This window comes from Mesorhizobium sp. BR1-1-4, assembly GCF_020165375.1.
In the GTDB taxonomy this organism is placed as follows: domain Bacteria; phylum Pseudomonadota; class Alphaproteobacteria; order Rhizobiales; family Rhizobiaceae; genus Mesorhizobium; species Mesorhizobium australicum.
On the sequence record NZ_JAIUIB010000001.1, the window covers coordinates 187,035 to 208,350 of the forward strand.

At 63.1% G+C, this 21,316-nt stretch carries 22 protein-coding genes; 4 read left to right on the forward strand and 18 right to left on the reverse strand.

What is annotated here, in order from left to right; genetic code table 11:
• Positions 1 to 62 precede the first annotated feature (62 nt).
• A complete protein-coding gene (glmM, locus tag LB571_RS00945) occupies positions 63 to 1,418 on the reverse strand; it encodes a phosphoglucosamine mutase (RefSeq protein WP_015315278.1) in 1,356 nt (451 codons plus the stop codon).
• A gap of 367 nt (positions 1,419 to 1,785) precedes the next feature.
• Here glmM and LB571_RS00950 point away from each other — a divergent pair, with 367 nt between their 5' ends.
• Both LB571_RS00950 and LB571_RS00955 read left to right on the forward strand, forming a co-directional pair.
• On the forward strand, positions 1,786 to 2,643 hold the full coding sequence (locus LB571_RS00950; protein WP_015315277.1) for a hypothetical protein: 858 nt from the start codon (positions 1,786 to 1,788) through the stop codon (positions 2,641 to 2,643).
• 294 nt (positions 2,644 to 2,937) lie between these two features.
• Positions 2,938 to 3,396, forward strand: coding sequence for a hypothetical protein (locus LB571_RS00955; RefSeq protein WP_015315276.1), 459 nt, complete (start codon positions 2,938 to 2,940; stop codon positions 3,394 to 3,396).
• A 277-nt stretch (positions 3,397 to 3,673) separates the two neighbouring features.
• Here LB571_RS00955 and ftsH read toward each other — a convergent pair whose 3' ends face one another.
• The 9 genes from ftsH to ybgC all read right to left on the reverse strand — a co-directional run bounded on the left by ftsH (position 3,674) and on the right by ybgC (position 13,654).
• Entirely contained in the window at positions 3,674 to 5,602 is a 1,929-nt protein-coding gene (ftsH, locus tag LB571_RS00960; RefSeq protein WP_023775386.1) for an ATP-dependent zinc metalloprotease FtsH, read from the reverse strand.
• Between the two features lie 122 nt (positions 5,603 to 5,724).
• Positions 5,725 to 7,092: a tRNA lysidine(34) synthetase TilS gene (gene tilS, locus LB571_RS00965; RefSeq protein WP_224592207.1), complete on the reverse strand. Its 1,368-nt coding sequence runs from the start codon at positions 7,090 to 7,092 to the stop codon at positions 5,725 to 5,727.
• A 58-nt stretch (positions 7,093 to 7,150) separates the two neighbouring features.
• Positions 7,151 to 8,245, reverse strand: a complete 1,095-nt coding sequence (gene ybgF / locus LB571_RS00970; protein ID WP_224591647.1) for a tol-pal system protein YbgF — start codon at positions 8,243 to 8,245, stop codon at positions 7,151 to 7,153.
• Positions 8,246 to 8,457: 212 nt separating this feature from the next.
• Positions 8,458 to 8,964, reverse strand: coding sequence for a peptidoglycan-associated lipoprotein Pal (pal, locus tag LB571_RS00975; RefSeq protein ID WP_015315272.1), 507 nt, complete (start codon positions 8,962 to 8,964; stop codon positions 8,458 to 8,460).
• A gap of 249 nt (positions 8,965 to 9,213) precedes the next feature.
• Complete coding sequence (tolB, locus tag LB571_RS00980) at positions 9,214 to 10,485, reverse strand: Tol-Pal system beta propeller repeat protein TolB (protein ID WP_224531044.1); 1,272 nt, start codon at positions 10,483 to 10,485, stop codon at positions 9,214 to 9,216.
• A gap of 78 nt (positions 10,486 to 10,563) precedes the next feature.
• The gene (locus LB571_RS00985) at positions 10,564 to 11,721 is read right to left on the reverse strand and encodes a TonB family protein (RefSeq protein WP_015315269.1); all 1,158 of its coding nucleotides are present in this window, start codon (positions 11,719 to 11,721) and stop codon (positions 10,564 to 10,566) included.
• Between the two features lie 7 nt (positions 11,722 to 11,728).
• Positions 11,729 to 12,184, reverse strand: a complete 456-nt coding sequence (tolR, locus tag LB571_RS00990) for a protein TolR (protein WP_023784270.1) — start codon at positions 12,182 to 12,184, stop codon at positions 11,729 to 11,731.
• A 9-nt stretch (positions 12,185 to 12,193) separates the two neighbouring features.
• Positions 12,194 to 12,904, reverse strand: coding sequence for a protein TolQ (gene tolQ / locus LB571_RS00995; RefSeq protein WP_015315267.1), 711 nt, complete (start codon positions 12,902 to 12,904; stop codon positions 12,194 to 12,196).
• A 270-nt stretch (positions 12,905 to 13,174) separates the two neighbouring features.
• The gene (gene ybgC / locus LB571_RS01000) at positions 13,175 to 13,654 is read right to left on the reverse strand and encodes a tol-pal system-associated acyl-CoA thioesterase (protein ID WP_224591650.1); all 480 of its coding nucleotides are present in this window, start codon (positions 13,652 to 13,654) and stop codon (positions 13,175 to 13,177) included.
• A 53-nt stretch (positions 13,655 to 13,707) separates the two neighbouring features.
• Between ybgC and LB571_RS01005 the strand changes: the two genes are divergently transcribed.
• Positions 13,708 to 14,958 carry a glycoside hydrolase family 5 protein gene (locus tag LB571_RS01005; protein ID WP_224591670.1) on the forward strand — a complete coding sequence of 417 codons (1,251 nt, stop codon included), beginning with the start codon at positions 13,708 to 13,710 and terminating at the stop codon, positions 14,956 to 14,958.
• A gap of 8 nt (positions 14,959 to 14,966) precedes the next feature.
• Here the strand turns inward: LB571_RS01005 and LB571_RS01010 are convergent, their stop codons facing one another.
• The 8 genes from LB571_RS01010 to LB571_RS01045 form a co-directional block, all read right to left on the reverse strand.
• Positions 14,967 to 15,863, reverse strand: coding sequence for a metallophosphoesterase (locus LB571_RS01010; protein ID WP_140616637.1), 897 nt, complete (start codon positions 15,861 to 15,863; stop codon positions 14,967 to 14,969).
• A gap of 210 nt (positions 15,864 to 16,073) precedes the next feature.
• Complete coding sequence (ruvB, locus tag LB571_RS01015) at positions 16,074 to 17,111, reverse strand: Holliday junction branch migration DNA helicase RuvB (RefSeq protein ID WP_015315263.1); 1,038 nt, start codon at positions 17,109 to 17,111, stop codon at positions 16,074 to 16,076.
• Positions 17,112 to 17,154: 43 nt separating this feature from the next.
• Positions 17,155 to 17,775, reverse strand: coding sequence for a Holliday junction branch migration protein RuvA (gene ruvA, locus LB571_RS01020; RefSeq protein ID WP_224591673.1), 621 nt, complete (start codon positions 17,773 to 17,775; stop codon positions 17,155 to 17,157).
• Between the two features lie 28 nt (positions 17,776 to 17,803).
• Positions 17,804 to 18,223, reverse strand: a complete 420-nt coding sequence (locus LB571_RS01025) for a type II toxin-antitoxin system VapC family toxin (RefSeq protein ID WP_140719995.1) — start codon at positions 18,221 to 18,223, stop codon at positions 17,804 to 17,806.
• Complete coding sequence (locus tag LB571_RS01030) at positions 18,201 to 18,470, reverse strand: AbrB/MazE/SpoVT family DNA-binding domain-containing protein (protein WP_015315260.1); 270 nt, start codon at positions 18,468 to 18,470, stop codon at positions 18,201 to 18,203. Before LB571_RS01030 ends, LB571_RS01025 begins: the two co-directional genes overlap by 23 nt.
• A 55-nt stretch (positions 18,471 to 18,525) precedes the next feature.
• Positions 18,526 to 19,035, reverse strand: a complete 510-nt coding sequence (gene ruvC / locus LB571_RS01035; RefSeq protein WP_224591675.1) for a crossover junction endodeoxyribonuclease RuvC — start codon at positions 19,033 to 19,035, stop codon at positions 18,526 to 18,528.
• Positions 19,036 to 19,127: 92 nt separating this feature from the next.
• Positions 19,128 to 19,661: a DUF1465 family protein gene (locus LB571_RS01040; RefSeq protein WP_015315258.1), complete on the reverse strand. Its 534-nt coding sequence runs from the start codon at positions 19,659 to 19,661 to the stop codon at positions 19,128 to 19,130.
• A gap of 373 nt (positions 19,662 to 20,034) precedes the next feature.
• Positions 20,035 to 20,427, reverse strand: coding sequence for a hypothetical protein (locus LB571_RS01045; protein ID WP_015315257.1), 393 nt, complete (start codon positions 20,425 to 20,427; stop codon positions 20,035 to 20,037).
• A gap of 327 nt (positions 20,428 to 20,754) precedes the next feature.
• Between LB571_RS01045 and LB571_RS01050 the strand changes: the two genes are divergently transcribed.
• Positions 20,755 to 21,306: a DUF2269 family protein gene (locus LB571_RS01050; protein WP_140616634.1), complete on the forward strand. Its 552-nt coding sequence runs from the start codon at positions 20,755 to 20,757 to the stop codon at positions 21,304 to 21,306.
• Positions 21,307 to 21,316: the final 10 nt, after the last annotated feature.

Below are 21,316 nucleotides of genomic sequence, written 5' to 3' on the forward strand. Positions count from 1 at the left end.
CCGGAGGGGCGGGCTTCGATGCAATGAAGGCGGCGGCGTGACGCCTTCGAGGCTGGCGGGGATCAGGCGGCGCTGCTGCGGGTTTCCGAGATGACCCCGACGATGTCGTTGACGACGGCCTCGACCAGTTGCGGATCGTCGCCCTCGGCCATCACACGGATCAGCGGCTCGGTGCCGGATGGACGGATGACCAGCCGCCCGGCCTTGCCGAGACGATGGCGGGCGTCCTCGATCGCGGCCTTGACCGGGGCTTCCTCCAACGGTTTCCCGCCGGCGATGCGAACGTTCTTCAGCAATTGCGGCACCGGCTCGAACTTCTTCGACAGTTCGCTGACCGGGCGGCCTTGCCGCTTGATGCAGGCCAGCACCTGCAGTGCCGAGACCAGCCCGTCACCTGTGGTCGAGAAGTCGGACAGCACGATGTGGCCCGACTGCTCACCGCCGACATTGAGCCCATGCGCGCGCATATGCTCCACGACATAGCGGTCGCCGACCTTGGTGCGGTGCAACTGCAGCTTCATGTCGCCGAGAAAGCGCTCGAGGCCGAGATTGGACATGACCGTCGAAACGACGCCACCGCCAGCCAGCCGCCCGCTCTGGTGCCAGGACTCGGCAATCAGCGCCATGATCTGGTCGCCGTCGACGATGGCGCCGTTCTCGTCGACGATGACGACCCGGTCCGCATCGCCATCAAGCGCGATGCCGATGTCGGCGCGCACTTCGTGCACCTTTTTCTGCAGATCGGCGGGATGGGTCGAGCCGCATTCCTTGTTGATGTTGAAGCCATTGGGTTCGACATTGATGGCCACGACTTCGGCGCCCAGTTCCCACAGCGCCTCGGGCGCCACCTTGTAGGCCGCGCCATTGGCACAGTCGACGACGATCCGCAGACCCGAAAGCGACATCGAGCGCGGCAAGGTGCGCTTGGCGAATTCGATGTAACGGTCATGCACGCCGTCGACGCGCTTGGCGCGGCCAAGCCCGTCGGAATCGGCGAGCGCCAGTTCGATATCCTTGTCGAGCATGCTCTCGATGCGCTCTTCGATCTCGTCGGACAGCTTGTAGCCGTCTGGGCCGAACAGCTTGATGCCGTTGTCGTAGTAGGGATTGTGAGAGGCCGAGATCATGACGCCAATGTCGGCGCGCAGCGAGCGCACCAGCATGGCAACCGCCGGGGTCGGGATCGGGCCGAGCAGAAACACGTCCATGCCGGCGGCGCAAAGGCCGGCCACCATCGCGTTTTCGATCATATAGCCGGACAGCCGGGTGTCCTTGCCGAGCACGACACGATGGCGATGGCTGCCGCGCTGGAACGAAAGGCCGGCGGCCATGCCGACCCGCATGGCGATTTCCGCGGTCATCGGAAACTTGTTGGCGCGCCCGCGAATGCCGTCCGTGCCGAAGTAATTCCCTGCCATGCCAGTCAGTTTCCTTGGTTGTCCTTAGCCGGCACGTCATGCCACAATTGGCCGTCGTGCCTCGATCACATTGTGTGATTATATGTTACCAATCCTTAGAAAATCATTGTTGTGCGTTGCACACAACATGGCCGCAGCCTAGCACGGAGACGCTATGGCGTCACATATACCAGTTTTGCCAGCCATTCGGCGCGGATACATCCCGAGAATTCTTGCCTCGGCGGCAGTCAGGCCGAATGATTTCATCACCTTGTCGTTAGAAAGCGATTTCGGCGATATATAAGCCGCCTGGCATCTGGCGCAACCGACCGTTGAGCGTTATTGATTCGCTGGGACGTATAATGGGCTGCAGCCACGGAGAAACGCTATGCTCATCCACCGAATTGCTACTCTGACCGGCCTTGCGGTCGCGACGTTGTTCCTGGCCGCGCCAGCCAACGCGCTGACGATGGCCGAGTGCAGCACGAAGTACAACGCCGCCAAGGACGCTGGGACACTTGCCGGGGCGACCTGGAACCAGTTCCGCAAGGCACAGTGCGGCACTGACGCCGCCGCCACCACCGACACCAAGGCGGCCACGACCAAGGCTGCTGAAACCAAGCCGGCCGAAGCCAAGCCGGCCAAGACCACCAAGGCCGCCGCAGCGGCCAGCGACAGCACGGCCAAGGGCCTGACCGCCAAGGAATGCAGCACCAAGTACCAGGCGGCCAAGGCGGCCGGCACATTGAACGGCATGAAGTGGAACGACTTCCGCAAGGCCGAATGCGCCGCTGGCGCATCCGCCGCCGCCGACACCGTCAAGCCGGCGACCACCAAGGCTGCGACCACGACGGCCGCAGCTTCTGGCAAGGGCCTGAGCATGGCCGAATGCAGCACCAAGTACCAGGCTGCCAAGACGGCGAACACGCTGAAGGGCATGAAGTGGAACGACTTCCGCAAGGCCGAATGCGGCGCCAGTGCCTCGGATGACGACAGCGTGCCCGCTCCAAGCGAGGCGAGCTACACCAAGGAACCCGCAAAGCCGACGACGGTTGCCCCCAAGGGCGTCACCTTCCCGTCCGCGATCTCGGCGAAATATGCCAGCGAGACCCCCGGAAAAGGCCGCATGCATACCTGCCTTGACCAGTACTATGTCCTCAAGGACGCCAACGCACTCGGCGGTCTGAAGTGGATCCAGAAGGGCGGCGGCTTCTACAGCCTCTGCAATGCCAAGCTGAAGGGCTGAGCCGCGCATAGCATCCCCCCGGGATCGATGGGTCATGACGGTGAATTGATTAGATGAAATCTGGCAAGGCCAGGCAAAGGCCCGCGATGCATCTGCTTCGCGGGCCTTTTGTTGCGCACGAAGACGCCAGGGTCTTGCTCGCGTCTGCATATCGCGGAAGCTGCCTGCATCATCAATTCGCTTACACTCTCGCCGCGAGGCTGATTGGTAACTCATGAAAATTCCGATTGAACATATCAAGAACAAACAGTATACAAACAACGTCTGAAACTTGTCATCAACCAGGAGGATCTTATGCCCAGTTTAAAATTGGCGGTATTGGCTGTGACGGCATTGGTTGCTTGCGGCGTCGCCCCTGCAAGCGCATTGACGATGAAGGAATGTGGCGAAACCTATCGGACAGCCAAGGAGAGCGGCACTCTGAATGGCATGGACTGGGCCGCTTTCCGCAAGGAGAAATGCGCGACGTCGGCTGCGGAGAGTGTCAGCGCGGATAAGGTCGAAACCGCACCGCAGCCGAAAAAAGAAACCAGCGCGGCACTTGCCCCCACTGTAGCGCCAGCGGGCGTAACATTCCCGACCACCCTCGCCGCCGAGTTCGAGACCGAAAAGCCCGCGAAGGCACGGATGAAGACCTGCCTGCAGGGTTACCATGGCAACAAGGAGGCAGGTACGTTGAACGGCCTTCGCTGGATCCAGAAGGGCGGTGGTTATTACAGCCTGTGCAATGCGCGGCTGAAAGCTGAATCATAAAAAGCGATAACGGCGGAAAGCGGTTCACCGTTTTTCCCGCAGACGTGGCCGTTATCCTCAGGCTGTCCCGAGGATCTGCTGTCGGGCGACATCTGGACCTCGGGCTAGCCCGAGGTTGACGTTCCGAATGTACGTCCGGCCAGCCTCCTGATGCCATGTCGCCCAAAGGTGGTTTGGGGGCGACGACATACTTAGAAGCAAAGACTTAAAGCGCGTCGGGGATAGCGTCAAAGAACAGAGCGGTTCTGCGTTCCGTGAAACGGTGAACCGCTCTGGTCTAGCTTGACGGCTGTGGCTCCATGCCGCCTTCGGGCTCGGGACCCTTCTTGCGGCGGCCGCCGGACTTCGGCACGGCCGAGCCACGGCTCGGCGGCGTGTCGTCGCCGAGGTCGCGCGAGGGCTTGTTGCCCGCGATCAGCTGCTTGATCTCCTCGCCCGACAGCGTCTCGTATTCGAGCAGGCCCTGCGCCAGCGCGATCCATTCCTTCTTCTTCTTGGTCAGCACCGACTTCGCCGTCGAATAGGCCTCGTCGATCAGGCGGCGCACTTCGCCGTCGATGATCTGCGCGGTCTCTTCCGAAATGTTCTGCGTGCGCGCCACCGAATGGCCGAGGAACACTTCCTCCTGGTTGTCGCCATAGGCGACATGGCCGAGCTTGTCGGAGAAGCCCCAGCGCGTGACCATGGCGCGCGCCAGCTTGGTCGCCTGCTCGATGTCGGAGGAAGCACCGGACGTGATGTTCTCCTTGCCGAACTTGAACTCCTCGGCAACGCGGCCGCCCATCATGATGGCGAGGCGCGAGACCATGTATTTGTAGCTCATGGAGTAGCGGTCGCCTTCCGGCAACTGCATGACCATGCCGAGCGCGCGGCCGCGCGGGATGATGGTCGCCTTGTGCAGCGGATCGGCCGACGGCACGTTGAGCGCCAGGATGGCGTGTCCGGCCTCGTGATAGGCGGTCAGTTCCTTCTCGGCCTGGGTCATGGCCGACGAGCGGCGCTCGGCGCCCATCATGATCTTGTCCTTGGCGTCCTCGAACTCGGCCATGGTGACGAGGCGCTTGTTGCGCCGCGCCGCCATCAGCGCGGATTCGTTGACCAGGTTCATCAGGTCGGCGCCGGAGAAGCCGGGCGTACCACGGGCGACGACCTTGAGGTCGACATTGGGCGCCAGCGGCACGTTGCGCACATGCACCTTGAGGATCTTCTCGCGGCCGACGATGTCTGGGTTCGGCACCACCACCTGGCGGTCGAAACGGCCTGGACGCAGCAACGCCGGATCGAGCACGTCGGGCCGGTTGGTGGCGGCGATCAGGATGATGCTTTCGTTGGACTCGAAGCCGTCCATCTCGACCAGCAGCTGGTTCAGCGTCTGCTCGCGCTCGTCATTGCCGCCGCCGAGGCCGGCACCGCGATGGCGGCCGACGGCGTCGATTTCGTCGATGAAGATGATGCAGGGCGCATTCTTCTTGGCCTGGTCGAACATGTCGCGGACACGGGATGCACCGACGCCGACGAACATCTCGACGAAATCCGAACCCGAAATGGTGAAGAACGGCACGTTGGCTTCGCCGGCGACCGAGCGGGCAAGCAGCGTCTTGCCGGTGCCGGGAGGGCCGACCAGCAGCACGCCGCGCGGAATCTTTCCGCCGAGGCGCTGGAACTTCTGCGGATCGCGCAGGAATTCGACGATCTCTTCGAGGTCTTCCTTGGCTTCGTCGACGCCGGCGACATCCTGGAAGGTGACGCGGCCATGCGCCTCGGTCAGGAGCTTGGCCTTCGACTTGCCGAAGCCCATGGCGCGCCCGGAGCCGGACTGCATCTGGCGCATGAAGAATATCCACACGCCGAGGATGAGGATCATCGGCAGCCACGAGATCAGATAGCCGAACAGCGAATTGGAGCCGTCGGTCTCGGGCCGCGCATTGATGGTGACGTTCTTGTCCTGCAGCCGCGAGACCAGTTGGGGATCGCCGGGCGAATAGGTCTGGAAGCCGCTGGAATTGTCAGTATAGGTGCCGGTGATGCGGGCGCCCGCGATGGTCACCGTCTTGACCCGGCCGGCCGCGACATCCTGCAGGAACTGCGAATAAGGCACATCGCTCGAAGCCCCGCGCGTCTGCGGCGTCTGGAACAGATTGAAGAGGGCGATGAGCAGGACCGCTATGATCGCCCAGAGCGCGAGGTTGCGATAGTTCGGATTCATCAATTGTCCCGTTGGCGTCCGCGAGCGGACAGCATCATGAGAGGAAACTTGGGCCTAACATAGGGAGAGCGTACCCCCTTGCCAAGCAGAACAGCATGTCTGGGTTAAGCTTTCGCCCAGCATCAACCGGCACTAGGGCCACGCAATGGCAGGGCGGGAAGCGGTGCCGCGCCGATCAACCCGGCGACGCCGCTCGCCGGGGCCAGGTCGAAGGACGGCAGGAAGCGGGCAAAGGGAGCAACGACCGGCAAGGCCGCGAACCCTTGCGATGTCGGCCTATCAGGCTCCGGACCCACCTTCTCGACGGCTTGCAGCCATCCTGGTTCCGCCGCCAATGCCGCACGCAGCAGGCTTGGCGGGGTTTCGCCCCGGCCTATAGCCAGCCGCTTCGCCGCCATTGCCCCGAATGGCGCGATCAACAATGCGCCGCCGGCGTCGTTCAATGTGATTTGGCGGCGCCCATCCCAGATGGCGCCGTCGATCGTTGCCGCCGCCGCCGGCAAACCGCGCATCTCCCGACGCAGGAAGATGCCGGCGCGCCGGAAGTCGACCACTGTCCGCGACAATGTGGCGCAAAGAAATCCGGCTTTCAGCCGGGCGAACAACGCCTCGCCGCGGGCCTGGTCCGGCAGGAAGGCAATCCCGCCTGACGTCGCCAGGAGCACGCGCAGTGCGTATACGGCCGCCCGATCGGCGCCGGCGCCGAGCAGGGCCGGATCGAGCCGGATGAGGCCCGCCGCCGGCTGGCTGGCAAAGCGCTCGATCAGACGGGCGGCCTCACCGCCAAGCCGCGTCCGGTCGCCGGCCTGCCGCGCGGCCAACGCCAGCGCGTCGTTCATGCGCTGCGCGCCGGCCTCCCCGGCAAGGGCTGCGCGCATGCGCGGGCGCTCGAAAGCTTCATCGGCATTGGTCGGGTCCTCGGCCCAGCCGACCTGTTGGCGCCGCAGGAAATCGCGCAGCGCATGGCGCCGCACGCCAAGAAGCGGTCGCACGATCCAGTCGCGCCAGTCATGCAGGGTGGCGGGCGCCATGCCGGCGAGGCCCCGTCCCTCGTCGCGGGTCGCATCGTTGCGACCGCGCCGCATCAGCACCGTCTCGGCCTGGTCGTCCGCTGTATGTCCGGTCACGATCAGGCCGATGCCTTCAGGCCGGGCGGCGCTGGCCAGCAGTTGGTAGCGCGCCTCGCGCGCCGCCGCCGGCAGGCCGGTCGACGGCTTGGCGCCGGACCAGGCCAGCATGCGGTGGGCGATGCCGCGTTCCGCGCAAAGCTTCGCCACGGTCCGCGCCTCACCGGCCGAACCTTGCCGCAGGCCGTGGTCGATCGTGACCGCGAGCAGCTTCGCGGATGGTGCGGTTTTGTCGAGATGCTGTTTGAGAAGGAGAAGGAGCGCAGTCGAGTCGCTGCCCCCGGATACGGCCGCTACGGCGCCGTTGGAAAAATCGATATGCGAAAAGAGTCCGGTCGAAAGATCAGGCCCGGTGTCGAGCATCAATCCATGTCGCCAAAAAGCGGTCCCGGCTTTGGGACTGCGACACCCCCAGAAAAAATCAGCACGCAGCCAGGGCCTTCTCCTGCTTGACGCGTTCCTTGAGTGTACTGGAAATATCGGGATAGCGCTTGCCGACCTCGCTGAAGGTGGCGCAGGCAACATCGTGCTGCTTGAGGCCGACCAGCGACACACCCAGCTTCAACAGCATGTCGGGCGCCTTCTTGGCTTTGGGATAATCCTTGCTGGCGGCGAGGAACACTTCCGCAGCATCGCGGTATTTCTGCTGGCCAAGCAGCGATTCACCCAGCCAGTAATGCGCGTCCGCCGCCTTGGCGTCCTTGGGGAAGCGCGAGATATGATCGCGGAAACCCTGTTCGGCGGTGCCGTAGTCACCCGACAGGATGAACTGGTAGGAGTTGCGATAGAGCTCTTCGGGATTGTTGGTCGCGGGCAGCGCGGCGACCACCGTGCCGCCGGACTTGCCGGCCTTGGCCGGCGCGCTGGCGGCTGGTGCCGTGTCCTGTGCCGGCGCGGTTGCCTGCGTGCTGCCGCCGGCATCGATCACATTGCCGTTCTTGTCGACAGTGATGGACCCAAAGGTCTTTTCGGGCGCTCCCTTGCCGGGGATCACCTTGCCGGGGTCACCGTCGGGTGATTCGACGATGACGTCCTCGACCGTCTTGCCGCCTGTGGATTGATCGCCGCCCGGCGCGGCCCCGGCATCGGCCGGCGCCTGGGTTGCCGGGGCCGAGGCCACGTCGGTGTTGGTTCCGGTGGTGGCATCTGATTTCTTCTGCGCCGGCGGTTGTCCACCTTGCGAGCCGCCTTCAAGCTGCTGGAAGCGGAACTCGTTGTCTTCCTGCTGTTTGCGGATCTGCTCCTGCATCTGCAGGATCTGGAAATTGAGTTCCTCGACCTTGCCGGTCAGCTGCCGCATTTGGTCCTCGAGCCCGGTCACGCCGGCGCCGCTCGACTGGGCGAGCTGGACCTGATCTTGCTTTTTCTTCTCGCCGAAAAGGCTGGGCAACTCGAGTGTCGGCAGATGGAAGGAAAAGCCGGTCTCGGCTGTTTGCCCTGTACCGCTCGCCGAAGCGGTTACGCCTGATAGGAGCAGCAGCGCCAGCGTGCCGCTTAGAACCGATCTCAAATGCATGTGTCTCTCGCCGTCCAATCGTTAGCTTGTTCGCGCCTTCCAATCGATGTGAGACCAGCCAAGCGCCCTCGGCTCATAGCAGGGCGCGAGACTTCGGCCAAATTTTGTTTCGGGTGTCAGGACATGAAAAAGGCGGCCCGAGGACCGCCTTTCGCAAAGAGGTGTTGTATTTTTGCCATCTGTGCCGTGGGCGCCTTTCGGCGCGCGACGCCTCAGGAACCAGCGCCGCTGAGCGTGGTGACGGCGCGGCGATTCTGCGACCAGCAGGAGATGTCGTCGCATACGGCGACCGGACGTTCCTTGCCGTAGGAAATCGTCTTGAGACGGCTCGCCGAAACGCCCTTGGAAACCAGGAAGTCGCGCGTGGCGGCGGCACGGCGGGCACCGAGCGCCAGATTGTATTCGCGCGTGCCGCGTTCGTCGGCATGGCCTTCGACGACGATGGCATACTGCTTGTACTGGTTCAGCCACTGTGCCTGGCGCGACAGCGTCGTCTGTGCGTCGGCACGGATCGAGGTCGAGTCCGTATCGAAGAAGATACGGTCGCCGATGTTGACGGTGAAGTCCTGTGCCGAGCCGGGTGTTGCGGCACCCGCGCCATTGAGGCCAAGGTCAGCGGCGCTGTTCGGCGTCTTCTTCGAAGCGCAACCGGTGATGGCGAGCATCGCCACCAGCGCGATCATGGCCGGGTTTCTGGTCAGTGCTGCGATACGGCCCATGCCGCCTCTCCTTCGTATTCGAGTGATCATGTTTCGAGTGATTTCGTTGATCACCCAGTAACCACGTTTGGGTTAACCGGCATTCAAGAAACACGGTTAAAATTTGGTTTAGGCTGCCCGTCCGCAGCTGTTTTGTCGTAGGCCACAGTTGGCGCGGACCCTAGGCGGAAATGCGGCCAAAACGCGACGAAGGCATGGAAAAGGGGCCGAAACGGCCCCTTTTCCATGTGTGTGGCAATTCAGCCGACCCTATTCCAGCAGCGGCGACCAGGCCGGATCCGAAGCAAAATTCGTCGTCGGGATCGGCTGCTCGTTGCGGCCGGTGAGATCGACGGAAACCAGTTTCGGGCCGCCATTGGCGTCGCGGAAGAACATCAGCACGCGGCCATTCGGCGCCCAGGTCGGGCCTTCCTGCTGGAAGCCGGACGACAGGATGCGCTCGCCCGAGCCATCGGTCTTCATGACGCCGATCTGGAATTCGCCACCGCTCTGCTTGGTGAAGGCGATGAGGTCGCCGCGCGGCGACCACACCGGCGTCGAATAGACGCCGTCGCCGAAGGAGATGCGGGTCTGGCCCGATCCGTCGGCGCCCATGACGTAGATCTGCGCGCGACCGCCACGGTCGGAGGTGAACACCACCTTGCTGCCGTCGGGCGAGTAGGAAGGCGAGGTGTCGATGGCGGTCGAGTTGGTCAGCCGCGTCGTCGAACGGCTGCGCAGGTCCATGGCGAAGATGTTGGAATTGCCGTCGTCGCGCAGCAGGCTCATGATCACCTTCTGGCCGTCGGGCGAGAAGCGCGGTGCAAAGGTCATGCCTGGAAAATTGCCGACCAGCTCACGCTGCCCGGTCTCGATCTGCAGGAGATAGACCCTGGGCTGGCCGCTCTCATAGGACATGTAGGTGATTTCCTGCCGGTTCGGCGAGAAGCGCGGCGTCAGCACGATCGACCTGCCGTCCGAAAGGTAGCGGACGTTGGCGCCATCCTGGTCCATGATGGCGAGGCGCTTCTTACGCGCGTTCTTGGCGCCGGACTCGTCGATGAAGACGACGCGCGTGTCGAAATAGCCCTTCTCGCCGGTCAGCCGCTCATAGATGGCGTCGGCGATGATATGGGCGACGCGGCGCTGATTGGCGTCGTTGGCGAAGAACTGCTCACCGGCCATCTGCTGCCCCGCGAATGTGTCCCACAGCCGGTACTGGGCGCGGATGCGGCCGTCTGCTTCCTTGCTGACGCTGCCGGTGACCAGAGCCTGCGCATTGATCACCTTCCAGTCGTCGAAGCGGGGGGTTGCGTCCGGATTGGCGATCTTCTCGATGAAGGCGCTCTTGTCGATCGGCGCGAACAGGCCGGAGCGCTTCAAGTCGGCGGTGACGATCTGGGAAATCTGCGCGCCAAGTGCGTCGCCGCCCTGGAAATCGGTGATGGCGATCGGCAACGGCTCGACATTGCCCTTGTTGACGTTGAGTTCGACCAGCGCCCAGGCAGGCATCGGAACGATGGCCGTCATGCCCAGCGCCATGGCTGCAATGGTCAGGAGCGGCTTGAGGATTGATTTCATGTCTTCTCGCTTCTCATACTGATCTTCGGATATCAGGGCCTAGAGGCCGAGCATCTCCCTTGGGTCGAATGTGACCCGGATGTCGTTCCAGATGTCCTGCTTGCCGGCGGGAACCTGCAGGCCGGCCATGTCGCATTTCTGAACCGCGCGCACCGCGCTCTCGTCGAACTGCCTGTTGCCGCTCGACGTTTCAACGGAAGGACGGCCGTCGAGCTTGCCGGAGTTGTTCAAGTTGAAACGGACGACGACGACGAAATTCTCCGAACCTTCAAGCCCGGCCGGCAAGGTCCAGCAACCGCCGAGCTGGCTTTCCAGGGCGCCCTGCTCCGACTTCGACAGCTTCTGGCCCTGATCCTTGTCGCCGCCGAGCGACGCTTGCTGCGTCGAGCGCTTGGCGCCGCCGCCGGACGGCTTCTGCTTGTCGAGCAGCGCCGAAATCTCGTTGGCGTTGAACTGCTTGTCGTCCGACTTTGGCTTGGACGAGGCTTCCTTGACCGGCTTGTCGGCATCCTTGCGTTCAGGCGCCTTGGCGCTTTCGGCCTGTGCCGGCTGCGGCTTCGGCCGGGCCTCCGGCGCGGGCGCCGAATTCGGCAACTGCGTCTCCTCGGTGGGCGGGTCCTTGGCTATGGCCTCGGCGACGGCGTCGGGCTTGACCTCGGGCGTCGGATCGATGGCGGCGGTCTTGTCCTGCGGCGGCGGTGTCGGCGCGGGCTTTGCCGGAGTGGGCTTCGGCTCGGTCTGCTTGACCGGCTCAGGCTTGACCTCTTCCTTGGGCGTCGGCGCTGGCGCCACTTCCGTCGCCGGAATGGGCTTGGGCTTTTCCTGCGGCTTCGGCACGTCCTCGGTCTTCGGGATTTCCTTCGGGGTCGGTGCTGGCGCCGGAGCCGAGGTCGTGTCGACGGGTTTCGGCTTGGCTTCAGGCGTTATCGGCTTGTCGGTGTCGACGCTGTTTTCGCCGACCTTCTGCGCATTCGGCACGATATCGGGACGCTGCGTCGGCAATGGCGCCGGCTTTTCATGCATCACGGCCTTCTTGTCGCCCTGCAGGGTCTGCGCAATGGCTTCCATCGGCACGATGTCGACCGCGACGGACTCGACATCGGCGGACGGAAGCGCGGCCGGCGCCGACAGGGTGAACAGGCCGAAGGCCAGCACCGCCGTATGCAAGATCACCGATGTGGTGAGGCCGGTCCTCATCGCGCGTCTATTGATCCTGTTCCTGCAGTGAAACCAGGCCGATGTTCTTGTAGCCAGCGGCCGAAATGCGGGCCATCACCTTCATCGCCGTGCCGTAGTCGGTCGACTTGTCGCCTCGGATGAAGATGCGCTCTTCATAGCCGGTCTTCGAGATCGCCTGCAGCTTGGCCACCAGCTCCTCGATCGGAATCTCGGTTTCCTGCAGGAAGATCTTGCCGGTCGCATCGATCGACACGGTGATCGGCTGGGTGTCGGCATTCATCGCCTTGGCCTGCGTGTCGGGCAGGTCGATCGGCACGCCGACCGTCAGCATCGGTGCGGCGACCATGAAGATGATCAGCAGCACCAGCATCACGTCGACCATCGGCGTAACATTGATCTCCGACATCAATGCATGGTGACGGCCGCGCCGTCGATGACCCCTGCCGCCACGTCCACCACCTGCGCCTACAGACATTCCCATGATCGTCCCTCAGGCCTTCGGCGCGACTTTTTCATCGATTTGGCGCGAGAGTATGGCGGAGAACTCGTCGGAGAACCCCTCCATCCGCACGGCGATCTTGCTCGCATCTGATGACAGCTTGTTATAGGCGATGACCGCCGGAATGGCGGCGAGCAGGCCGATGGCCGTCGCCAGCAGCGCCTCGGCGATGCCGGGCGCGACCACCGCGAGACTGGTGTTCTTTGAGCCGGCGATGGCCTGGAACGAGGTCATGATGCCGATGACGGTGCCGAACAGGCCGATGAAAGGTGCCGCCGAGCCGGTGGTGGCGAGAAAGCCGAGGCGGCCCTCCAGCTTTTCCATCTCACGGGTCAGCGCCAGGTCCATGGCCTTGTCGATGCGGGTCTGCAGGCCGAGCGGCGACTTGGCGCCTTTCTCGAAACTCTTCTTCCATTCGCGCATGGCGGCGACGAAGATGGCGCCCATGCCTGTCGTCTTGCGGTCGGCAAGAGTGCGGTAGAGTTCCTCCAGCGACTGCCCGGACCAGAAAACCTGCTCGAAGCGGTTCAGCGCCAGACGCATGCGGCCATAGGCAACCAGCTTGTCGACGATGATCGCCCAGGTCCACACCGAGGCGCAGAGCAGCCCGATCATGACCAGCTTGACCACCCAGCTGGCTTGCATGAACAAGGCCCAAATCGACAATTGCGCGCCCGGTTCGGCGAGTGCGATATTTTCCATCGTTACGTCCTTAAGATTTTCCGGGCGAAGCTGGCGGCTGGCCCATGGCATCCCTTGTGGTCGGTTCGCACGAAGCTACCGGACACCCCAAACCGTGCCGTTAGCGGCCTTTTCGGGGCAAATATTGGTGAAAGGAAGGCGCTGGATAACGCCAATCTTCACCAATCTCTTCATGAACCGTTATGGTTAAGGATGGGTTAGTCCGTAAGGCGCGGCGCATTGCCGCGCCCCAGCGGCGGCGCTGGCGAAGTCGGCACGCGATCCGTCCAATCAGTCCTGGGGAAAGACCTTGGGCATGAACGCCGCCACCCATTCCCTGGGAAAACGCCTCGGCCGGCCGTTCTCGCCGATGATCGCCGCCTCGACCTTGGCCTCGACCAGCACCTCATCGCCGCGCTTGAGCTGCTGCGCCATGAAGATACGCGCGCCGGAAATGGTCTCGGTGCGGGTGTCGACGGTCAGGATGTCATCGATACGGGCGGGGATGCGGAAGTCGATCTCCATGCGGCGCACCACCCACACGATCTTCTCGCCGTGCTTGCCGTCGGCGAGTTCGGTGTGATGCACGCCGGTGAGCCTGAGATAGTCGGAGCGGCCGCGCTCGAGGAATTCCAGATAGCGCGCGTGATAGACGACACCCGAGAAATCGGTATCGGCATAATAGACCCGCGCCATCAGCCGGTGGCCGAACGCGGTCAGCGCACCGGAAAGCCCTGCCAGCAATGCCGCGGATTCACCATGATCGCCCATTGCGCTTCCCTTTTGGATGCCGACGCGGCAGGTATTTTTGGCGCATGAACCCGATGGCACTGTTAACGACGATGATCAAGACCTTGATGGCGGTCGTGCTGGCGCTGGCCGCTTCTACACTGTCGGGTGAGGCGGCGACCTTCACGATGAAGCGCGGTCTCAATCTCGACCAGTGGGTCACCTGGCCCGGCGAGGACCAGTGGGGTGATGCCAAGGCCATCCTGCCCTACCCGGAATGGCGCAAATTCCTCAACGAGGACGACCTCAAGGCGCTGAAGGATGCCGGCTTCGATTTCCTGCGCATGCCGGTCGATCCGTCGCCTTTTCTCTCGGACAAGACAACGGACCTTCGTGACCAACTCTATGCCAGCGTGCTGGACTCGGCGCGCATGATCAATCGCGCCGGACTGAAGGTCATCGTCGACATGCACCTGATCCCGGCCGGCGGCGGCGGCAAGATCGGCATGGGCGAAGTGATGGACGACCTCGCGACCTTCGACCGCTATGTCGAGGTGGTTCGCGGCATGGCGCGCACGCTGGCCGCCGAAGATCCCGAGAAGGTCGCTTTCGAACCCATGAACGAGCCGATCGTCGATTGCGACAGCGACGGCACCAGCCTGTGGCCTGACCGCCAGCGCAAGCTGTTCGCGGCGGCGCGCGCCTCGGCGACGAAACTGACGCTGATCCTGACCGGAGCTTGCTATTCCGCTGCTTCGTCTCTGGAAAAGATCGACCCCAAGACGATCCCCGACGACAACGTCATCTGGACCTTCCACTCCTATGACCCGTTCCTGCTCACCCATCAGGGCGCGACCTGGGCCGGCGACTTCATTCCCTATGTGACCGGCCTGCCCTATCCTTTGACCGCGGTGCCGAAGGCGCAGCTTGATGTGACGCTGGACACCATCCGCGCCCGGATCAAGGCCGAGGCGCCGTGGACACGGCAGCATGGCCTGCTTGCCTATCTCGACGAGCAGGTCGCCAGCATGGACAGCGCCGACAAGCTGCTTGGCCTGATGGATGCGCCGTTCAAGGCTGTCGAGGCTTGGGCGAGGGCCAACGGCATCAAGCCGGAAGACATCACGCTGGGCGAGTTCGGCATGATCCGCCAGGAGTATGGCAATGCCTATGTGATGCCGGCCGAGTATCGGGCCGCCTATGTCAGGGACATGATCGCTCGGGCCGAAGCACATGGCTTCTCATGGTCGGTGTGGAGCTATGGCGGGGCTTTCGGTATCGTCGACGCGTTCAATGGCGACAAGGCCGAGCCTGACGTGCTGGACACAATCCGAGGTCTGCCATGACGCGCCAGTCAGCCGAGGTCGATCTGCAGGATTTCCGGACGCATTCCGAAACGGATCGGCAAATTGCTGAAGCCAAGCCCGCCCGAGACGATGAGGTTGCGGTCGTTCTCGACGACATGGCCATAGGCGTAGCGATTGCCGAACTGGGATGGCACGATCGGCGAATAGCCGAACAGCCGCACCTGCCCACCATGGGTGTGTCCCGATAGCGTCAGCGACACACGCCACGGCACTTTTGGAAAAATGTCCGGTTCGTGCGCCAGCAGGATGACGGGCGCGGCGTCGCTGATCTTGGCCAGCGTGCCGTCGAGATCGTCCAATCCCCTGGGAGGCTCGTGCTTCTTTTTCGGCAACAGCGCCAACTGATCGGCGAGGCCCGCGATCCAGACGCCATGTCCGTCCTTTTCCAGACGCACGGCGTCGTTCTCCAGCACCGGGATGCCGGCTTTCTCCAGAGCCTTGCGCGCGATCGTCGGGCCGACTTCGGCACGCTGCGCAAAGCCGTCGGCCCACCAGTCGTGATTGCCGAGGATCGACACCACGCCGAGCGGCGCCTTGAGGCCCGACAGGGCGCCAGCCCATTCCGGCGGCGTCACCCTTTGCGACACCAGGCGCATGCCGGCTATGTAGTCGCCGAGCAGCACGATCAGGTCCGGCTGCAAGGCATTCGCCTCTTCGGCAAGCGAAGCGATCCGCTCCGGCGTCATCCACGGCCGGCAAGCATGGATGTCGGCGAGCGCGACGACGCGCAGCTTCAATCCGGCCGGCCAATGCGGTGGCGTCAGCGCATAGCGCTTCACATGCGTCAGCAGCATCGGCTCGATACCGACGGCGTAGGCGCTGAAGGAGGCGACCGACAGGAACGACCCGCCGATAAAGCGCAGGAACCCGCGTCTGGTTATCATCAAGTGGCTCCGGCACCTCATTTCGGCATGCGCTGCTACATGTCGCCCAAAAGCGATCTCGGTCGGGAGGAGGACATGCATGGATGCAGCGAACCCGATACAATCCAGCAATACGCCGGTAAGCCGGCGAAGATGAGGAGAATTTGCGCAGGCCCGTTCACTGATGCTTGATCGCTAGTCCGCGAAACCCGCGCCTGATCGCTTGCGTGGCTATTCTTCCTGGAACAGATTGATCTGCTGCTGCGCCAAATCCTTCGGCGCATCGAGGCCGAGATGGCGCCAGGCATTGGCGGTCAGCATGCGTCCGCGTGGTGTGCGCTGGATGAACCCCTGCTGGATCAGATAGGGCTCGATGATGTCCTCGATGGCATCGCGCGGCTCGGACAGGCCGGCGGCGATGGTCTCGATGCCGACCGGACCGCCGCCGAAATTACGGGCGATCATGCTGAGATAGCGGCGGTCGAGGGCGTCGAGGCCAAGCGCGTCGACTTCGAGCCGGGTCAAGGCCTCGTCGGCGATCAGGCGGTCGACATGGCCGTCGCCGGCCACCGAGGCGAAATCGCGCACGCGCCGCAGCAGCCGTCCGGCAATGCGTGGCGTGCCGCGCGCGCGCCGCGCGATTTCCAGCGCACCGTCGTCGCCGAGTGGCATCTGCAGGATGCGCGCGCCGCGCCGCACGATCTGCTCCAACTCCTCGACGGTGTAGAAGTTGAGCCGCACCGGGATGCCGAAGCGGTCGCGCAGCGGATTGGTGAGCAGGCCGAGCCGCGTGGTGGCGGCGACCAGCGTGAAGTGCGCTAGGTCGATCTTCACCGAACGCGCCGCCGGACCCTCGCCGATGATCAGGTCGAGCTGGAAATCCTCCATCGCCGGATAAAGGATTTCCTCCACCGCCGGGTTGAGCCTGTGGATCTCGTCGATGAACAGCACGTCGCCTTCTTCGAGATTGGTAAGCAATGCCGCGAGATCGCCAGCCTTGGCGATGACCGGCCCGGAGGTCGAGCGGAAATTGACACCGAGTTCGCGCGCCATGATCTGCGCCAGCGTCGTCTTGCCCAGCCCCGGCGGTCCGACGAACAGCACATGGTCGAGCGCTTCCTTGCGGCCCTTGGCGGCCTCTATGAAGACCTTGAGATTGGCCCGCACCGCCGCTTGGCCGACGAAATCGTCAAGCGTTTGCGGCCGCAGGGTCTGCTCGGCATCCTCGCCGCGCTTTTCCGGTGCAATGAGGCGGGGGGAAAGGCTCATGGGACCTTCCTTGCACAGGGCAGCGCCCCGGACAAGCGATGGCTCACCGTGCCAGTTCCTTCAACCCAAAACGGATCAGTTTGGACGCATCGGCGCCCTCGCCCGCCGTCTTCAGCGCTGCTGACACCGCATTGGCGGCGGTGTCGCGGGAATAGCCGAGATTGACCAGCGCCGAGACGGCGTCGGTGATCGGCGCCGGCGCTACGCCTTCGCCGAGTTCCTGCTTGAGCCCAATGGTGCCGGTGGCGGTGCCCGCATAGGCCGGCGCCTTGGCCTTCAATTCGGTGACGATGCGCTCGGCCACCTTCTTGCCGACGCCGGGCGCGCGGGAAACCATGGCGATGTCGCGCAGTGCAATGGCATTGGCAAGGTCAGCCGGCGCCAGCGTCGACAGGATGGCCAGCGCCACCTTGGCGCCGACACCCGGCACATTGTTCATCAGCAGCCGAAACCATTCGCGCTCGAGCTGCGACTGGAAACCATAGAGCCGGATCATGTCCTCTCGCACATAGGTCTCGATGAACAGCACCACCGCTTCGCCAGACGAAGGCAGCGCGGCAAGCGTGCGGGTCGAGCAGTACGCGACGTAGCCGACGCCGTGGATATCGACGAGACAATGGTCTTCGTCGACCTCGTCGAGCGTACCCTTGAGCTTGCCGATCATGCCAGATCTTTCATGGGAGATAAGCCCCTCATGGGTGCGTTTCCGGAGAGATGATATCGAGATCGGGGAAATAACTGCGATAGCGCGCGGCGTCGCGGGTCAAAAGACGATGTCCGGCAACAGCCGCATGAGCACCAATAAAGAAATCAGGCAAGATGCGTTCCCGAACGCCGCCGGCCCGGCGATAGCGGGAATGCGTGACGCCCGCAAGGAATGCCGCGTCCCAAGGTACAAGTTGGCGATCCATTTCGAGCATGTCGACGGCTCTTCGAAGCGCCGTCTCCGTCGGGATCAGCGGCGCGAGCTCAGACCAGACGATTGTATTGACGACCAATGCGCCGTCGCTACGGCATGAAACGATTGCAGACGCTGACCATTCCGTCAGCGGCCCGGTTGGCCCCCAAACGTCGATGAGGACATTGGTGTCAATCAACGTCGAGATCTTCACGCGGACCTCTCAACCACTCCATGTAAGCGTCGGCGGTCATGCCTCCCAGATCCAGTGTGCCCGCCATGCCGTGGAGAATATTCCTGAACCTGCGCGCGACTTCTTCATCGGACAGGTTTTCATTGACGGCAACGAGCCGAGCCCCTTCCTCGGTGGCCACGAACTCAACCTCGGAGCCCGGTCCGATGCCCAGATGGTCCCTTATCGGCTTGGGGATTGTGACTTGGCCCTTGGTGGTCACGCGCATGGTAATACCTCTAGGGTATTACTACACGCGCAGCGTGAACAAGTCAAGAACATTGCTATTCGGCAAGCGCCATCCGGTAAGCGGCACTTTGCCGGTGATGCGCGTGACAAATCGCGATGGCCAGCGCGTCGGCGGCATGTTCGGTGTCGAAGATCGCTTTCGGCAACAGCACCTTCACCATCATGTGGATCTGCTTCTTGTCGCCATGACCGACGCCGATCACCGCTTTCTTCACCGCGTTCGGCGCATATTCGGCGACGACGAGGCCGGCGCGCGCCGGCACCAGCATGGCGATGCCGCGCGCCTGGCCGAGCTTCAGCGTCGCCACGGCATCCTTGTTGACGAAGGTCTGTTCGACCGCGGCTTCATGCGGCATCGCCCGATGCAGGATCTCGGCAAGCCCGTTATGCAGCTGGCAAAGCCGCGCCGCCAGCGCCGCCTTGTCCTCCGAGCGCACGGTGCCCGCAGCAACAAAGCGCAAGGAATTGCCGAGGCTCTCGACGATGCCCCAGCCGGTGCGCCTGAGCCCCGGATCGATCCCGATGATGCGAATCGCGTCCCCCATGCCGTGAGTGTACCTCCGGCGGACAGCGATGCCAGCGAAAAGTGAACAAACCGGAAACATTTGCCCGACCAACCGGGAAGGCCTCGACGTTCTCAGTTTCGAGCGAACGCCGTGTTGAGCAAGCTGATCTGGTCCGATACCGGATTGGGCCGGCGAGCCACGGGCTGCATGTCGACCACGGCGCCTGCGCCATATATCTCTTCGTCCATGCGGCGCACCAATGCCTGCAGGCGCAACGACCGGTTGACGAGATCGAGAAAATCGGTCGGCAGTTCAGCCCAGCCGGCCGCCTCGTCATGGGCGGAAGCGGTGTCGAGACGCACCTTGGATTTTTCCGAAGCGACCTGATCGCGCGTCATCTCGCCGGAATTCGCCGCACGCTGCAAAAGCAGCCACGAGGCAACCTGCATCAGCCTGGTGGTCAGCCGCATCGATTCGGCCGCGTAGAGCGTGGCCGCCAGCCGCGACAGTTTCTTGGCCTCTGCCCGGCCCTTGCCGTCGAGATACTCCGCCGCCTGTTCGACCAGGCCCATGCCTTCCTGGTAAAGCGGTTTGAAGGAGTGCGAAAACACCCGGCGTTCCGCCAGCTTGACGGTTTTCGCAATGCCCTTCGAAGGCTCGTTCATTGATACGCCCCTGCACTTGCGACCGGCCGATTCGGCTCTCTGCCGATACACCCGTGACCCTATAAAACTGAAGCTTGAAAATGCGCTTCGTCCGGGGTGAAGGCAAGCACATGTTTAACAGAAGGTTAACGGCGTTCGGCCGTGCGGAATGCCGCCTGGGTGCGGACAAAAAAAGAGCCGCGGATAAGGCGGCTCTCAGGAGTTTAACAGGGAGGCGTCAAACAAAGTGGCTCCAACCACTCGGTAAGAATCCAGATCACTGGATGGACATAGTAAACGCCTGTAAAGCTTAATGAACCCTTAACGGCTCTGATGTTTTTTTACCCAACACCGTGCTCCTGTGCCGTAACAACACAGCCGCACCGGCTGGGTTTCAGCCTTCACTCAGGCTTTTTTTCCACACCACCGGCAAGGCGATGAAGGCAAACAGCAGCATGCCTGCGTAGAAGCCGATCGAAGATATCCCCAGCAACGGCTCGATCCCCGGATTTCCGGCAAGCAGTATATAAAGGCCGATCATCAGCCCGATGCCGCTGATTGCCGTCAGCCAGAAATGGACAAGGGCCAGCGTCTTTTGCCCGGCAGCCGGAAACAGGTGGTAAAAGAACGCGAAAACCGCCGACATCAACCAACCGGCCACCATCGTGTGGGCGTGGGTCGGCATCTGGCCGTGGTCTTCGCTGATCGCCATGTGGATGCCGAGCGCCATGCCGCACAACGCGTAGATGATCGCCAGCGTGAAGAAATTCCGTGCTACCCCTTGCATATTAGTCCCCCGAATTGCCTTTTTCCCAAGCTGGGAATGGGTTGATCGTCAGGCGAGCGCTGTCGCCGCCGGACTTCCGGCGTCGGCACTAGCATCGGCAGTGTTTCCGGACGATGTCGCTCCCCGACGCTGCCGACGATAGCAGAAAACCGGGCGGTGGGTTCATCAAATTAGTCTCTCCTTTCGTTAGCCGGCAGCCTGAAACACAGCCGGTTTTTCCACGACATCGTCCTGAAACAGCCGCGGCGCTAAACGCTGCGGCATCGAAGCGGCGGGCGGGCAATGGCGCGGCCTCGCCAGCAACCATTGGACATCGGGGAAAAAGCCATGGATTGGTATTCCATCATCAAATTGCTGCACATCCTTTCGGCGATGCTTTGGGTCGGCGGCGGCTTCACGCTGATGGTGCTGGCGACGCTGGCGGATCGCGCCGGCAACATCCAGGGAACGCTGCAGGCGATGCGCGCCACTGGCGAACTGGGCAACCGCTTCTTCGCTCCGATGTCGATGCTGACATTGGTCTTCGGATTGATCATGTGCTCGTTCTGGGTCGGCTTCTCCGATCTCTGGGTCCTGATCGGGCTTGCCGGATACGCCACGACCTTCTGCATTGGCATGTTCGTCTTCAAGCCGACCGCCGACCGCATGGGCGCGATGATCGCCAGGGATGGCGTGACGCCTGCGGCACTTGGCTATGGACAGCGCATCCTGCGGGCGGCGCGCTTCGACTATGCGGTCATGCTCATCATCATCACCGACATGGTTCTGAAGCCTACCCTGCACGACGTCGGGATTCTCGCCGGCATGGTGGTGGTCCTTGCCGCCGGTGCCACAATGGCGCTCAGCCGGCCAAGACGCATGGTGCCCAGCGCCGCCTGACGCGGCTGGA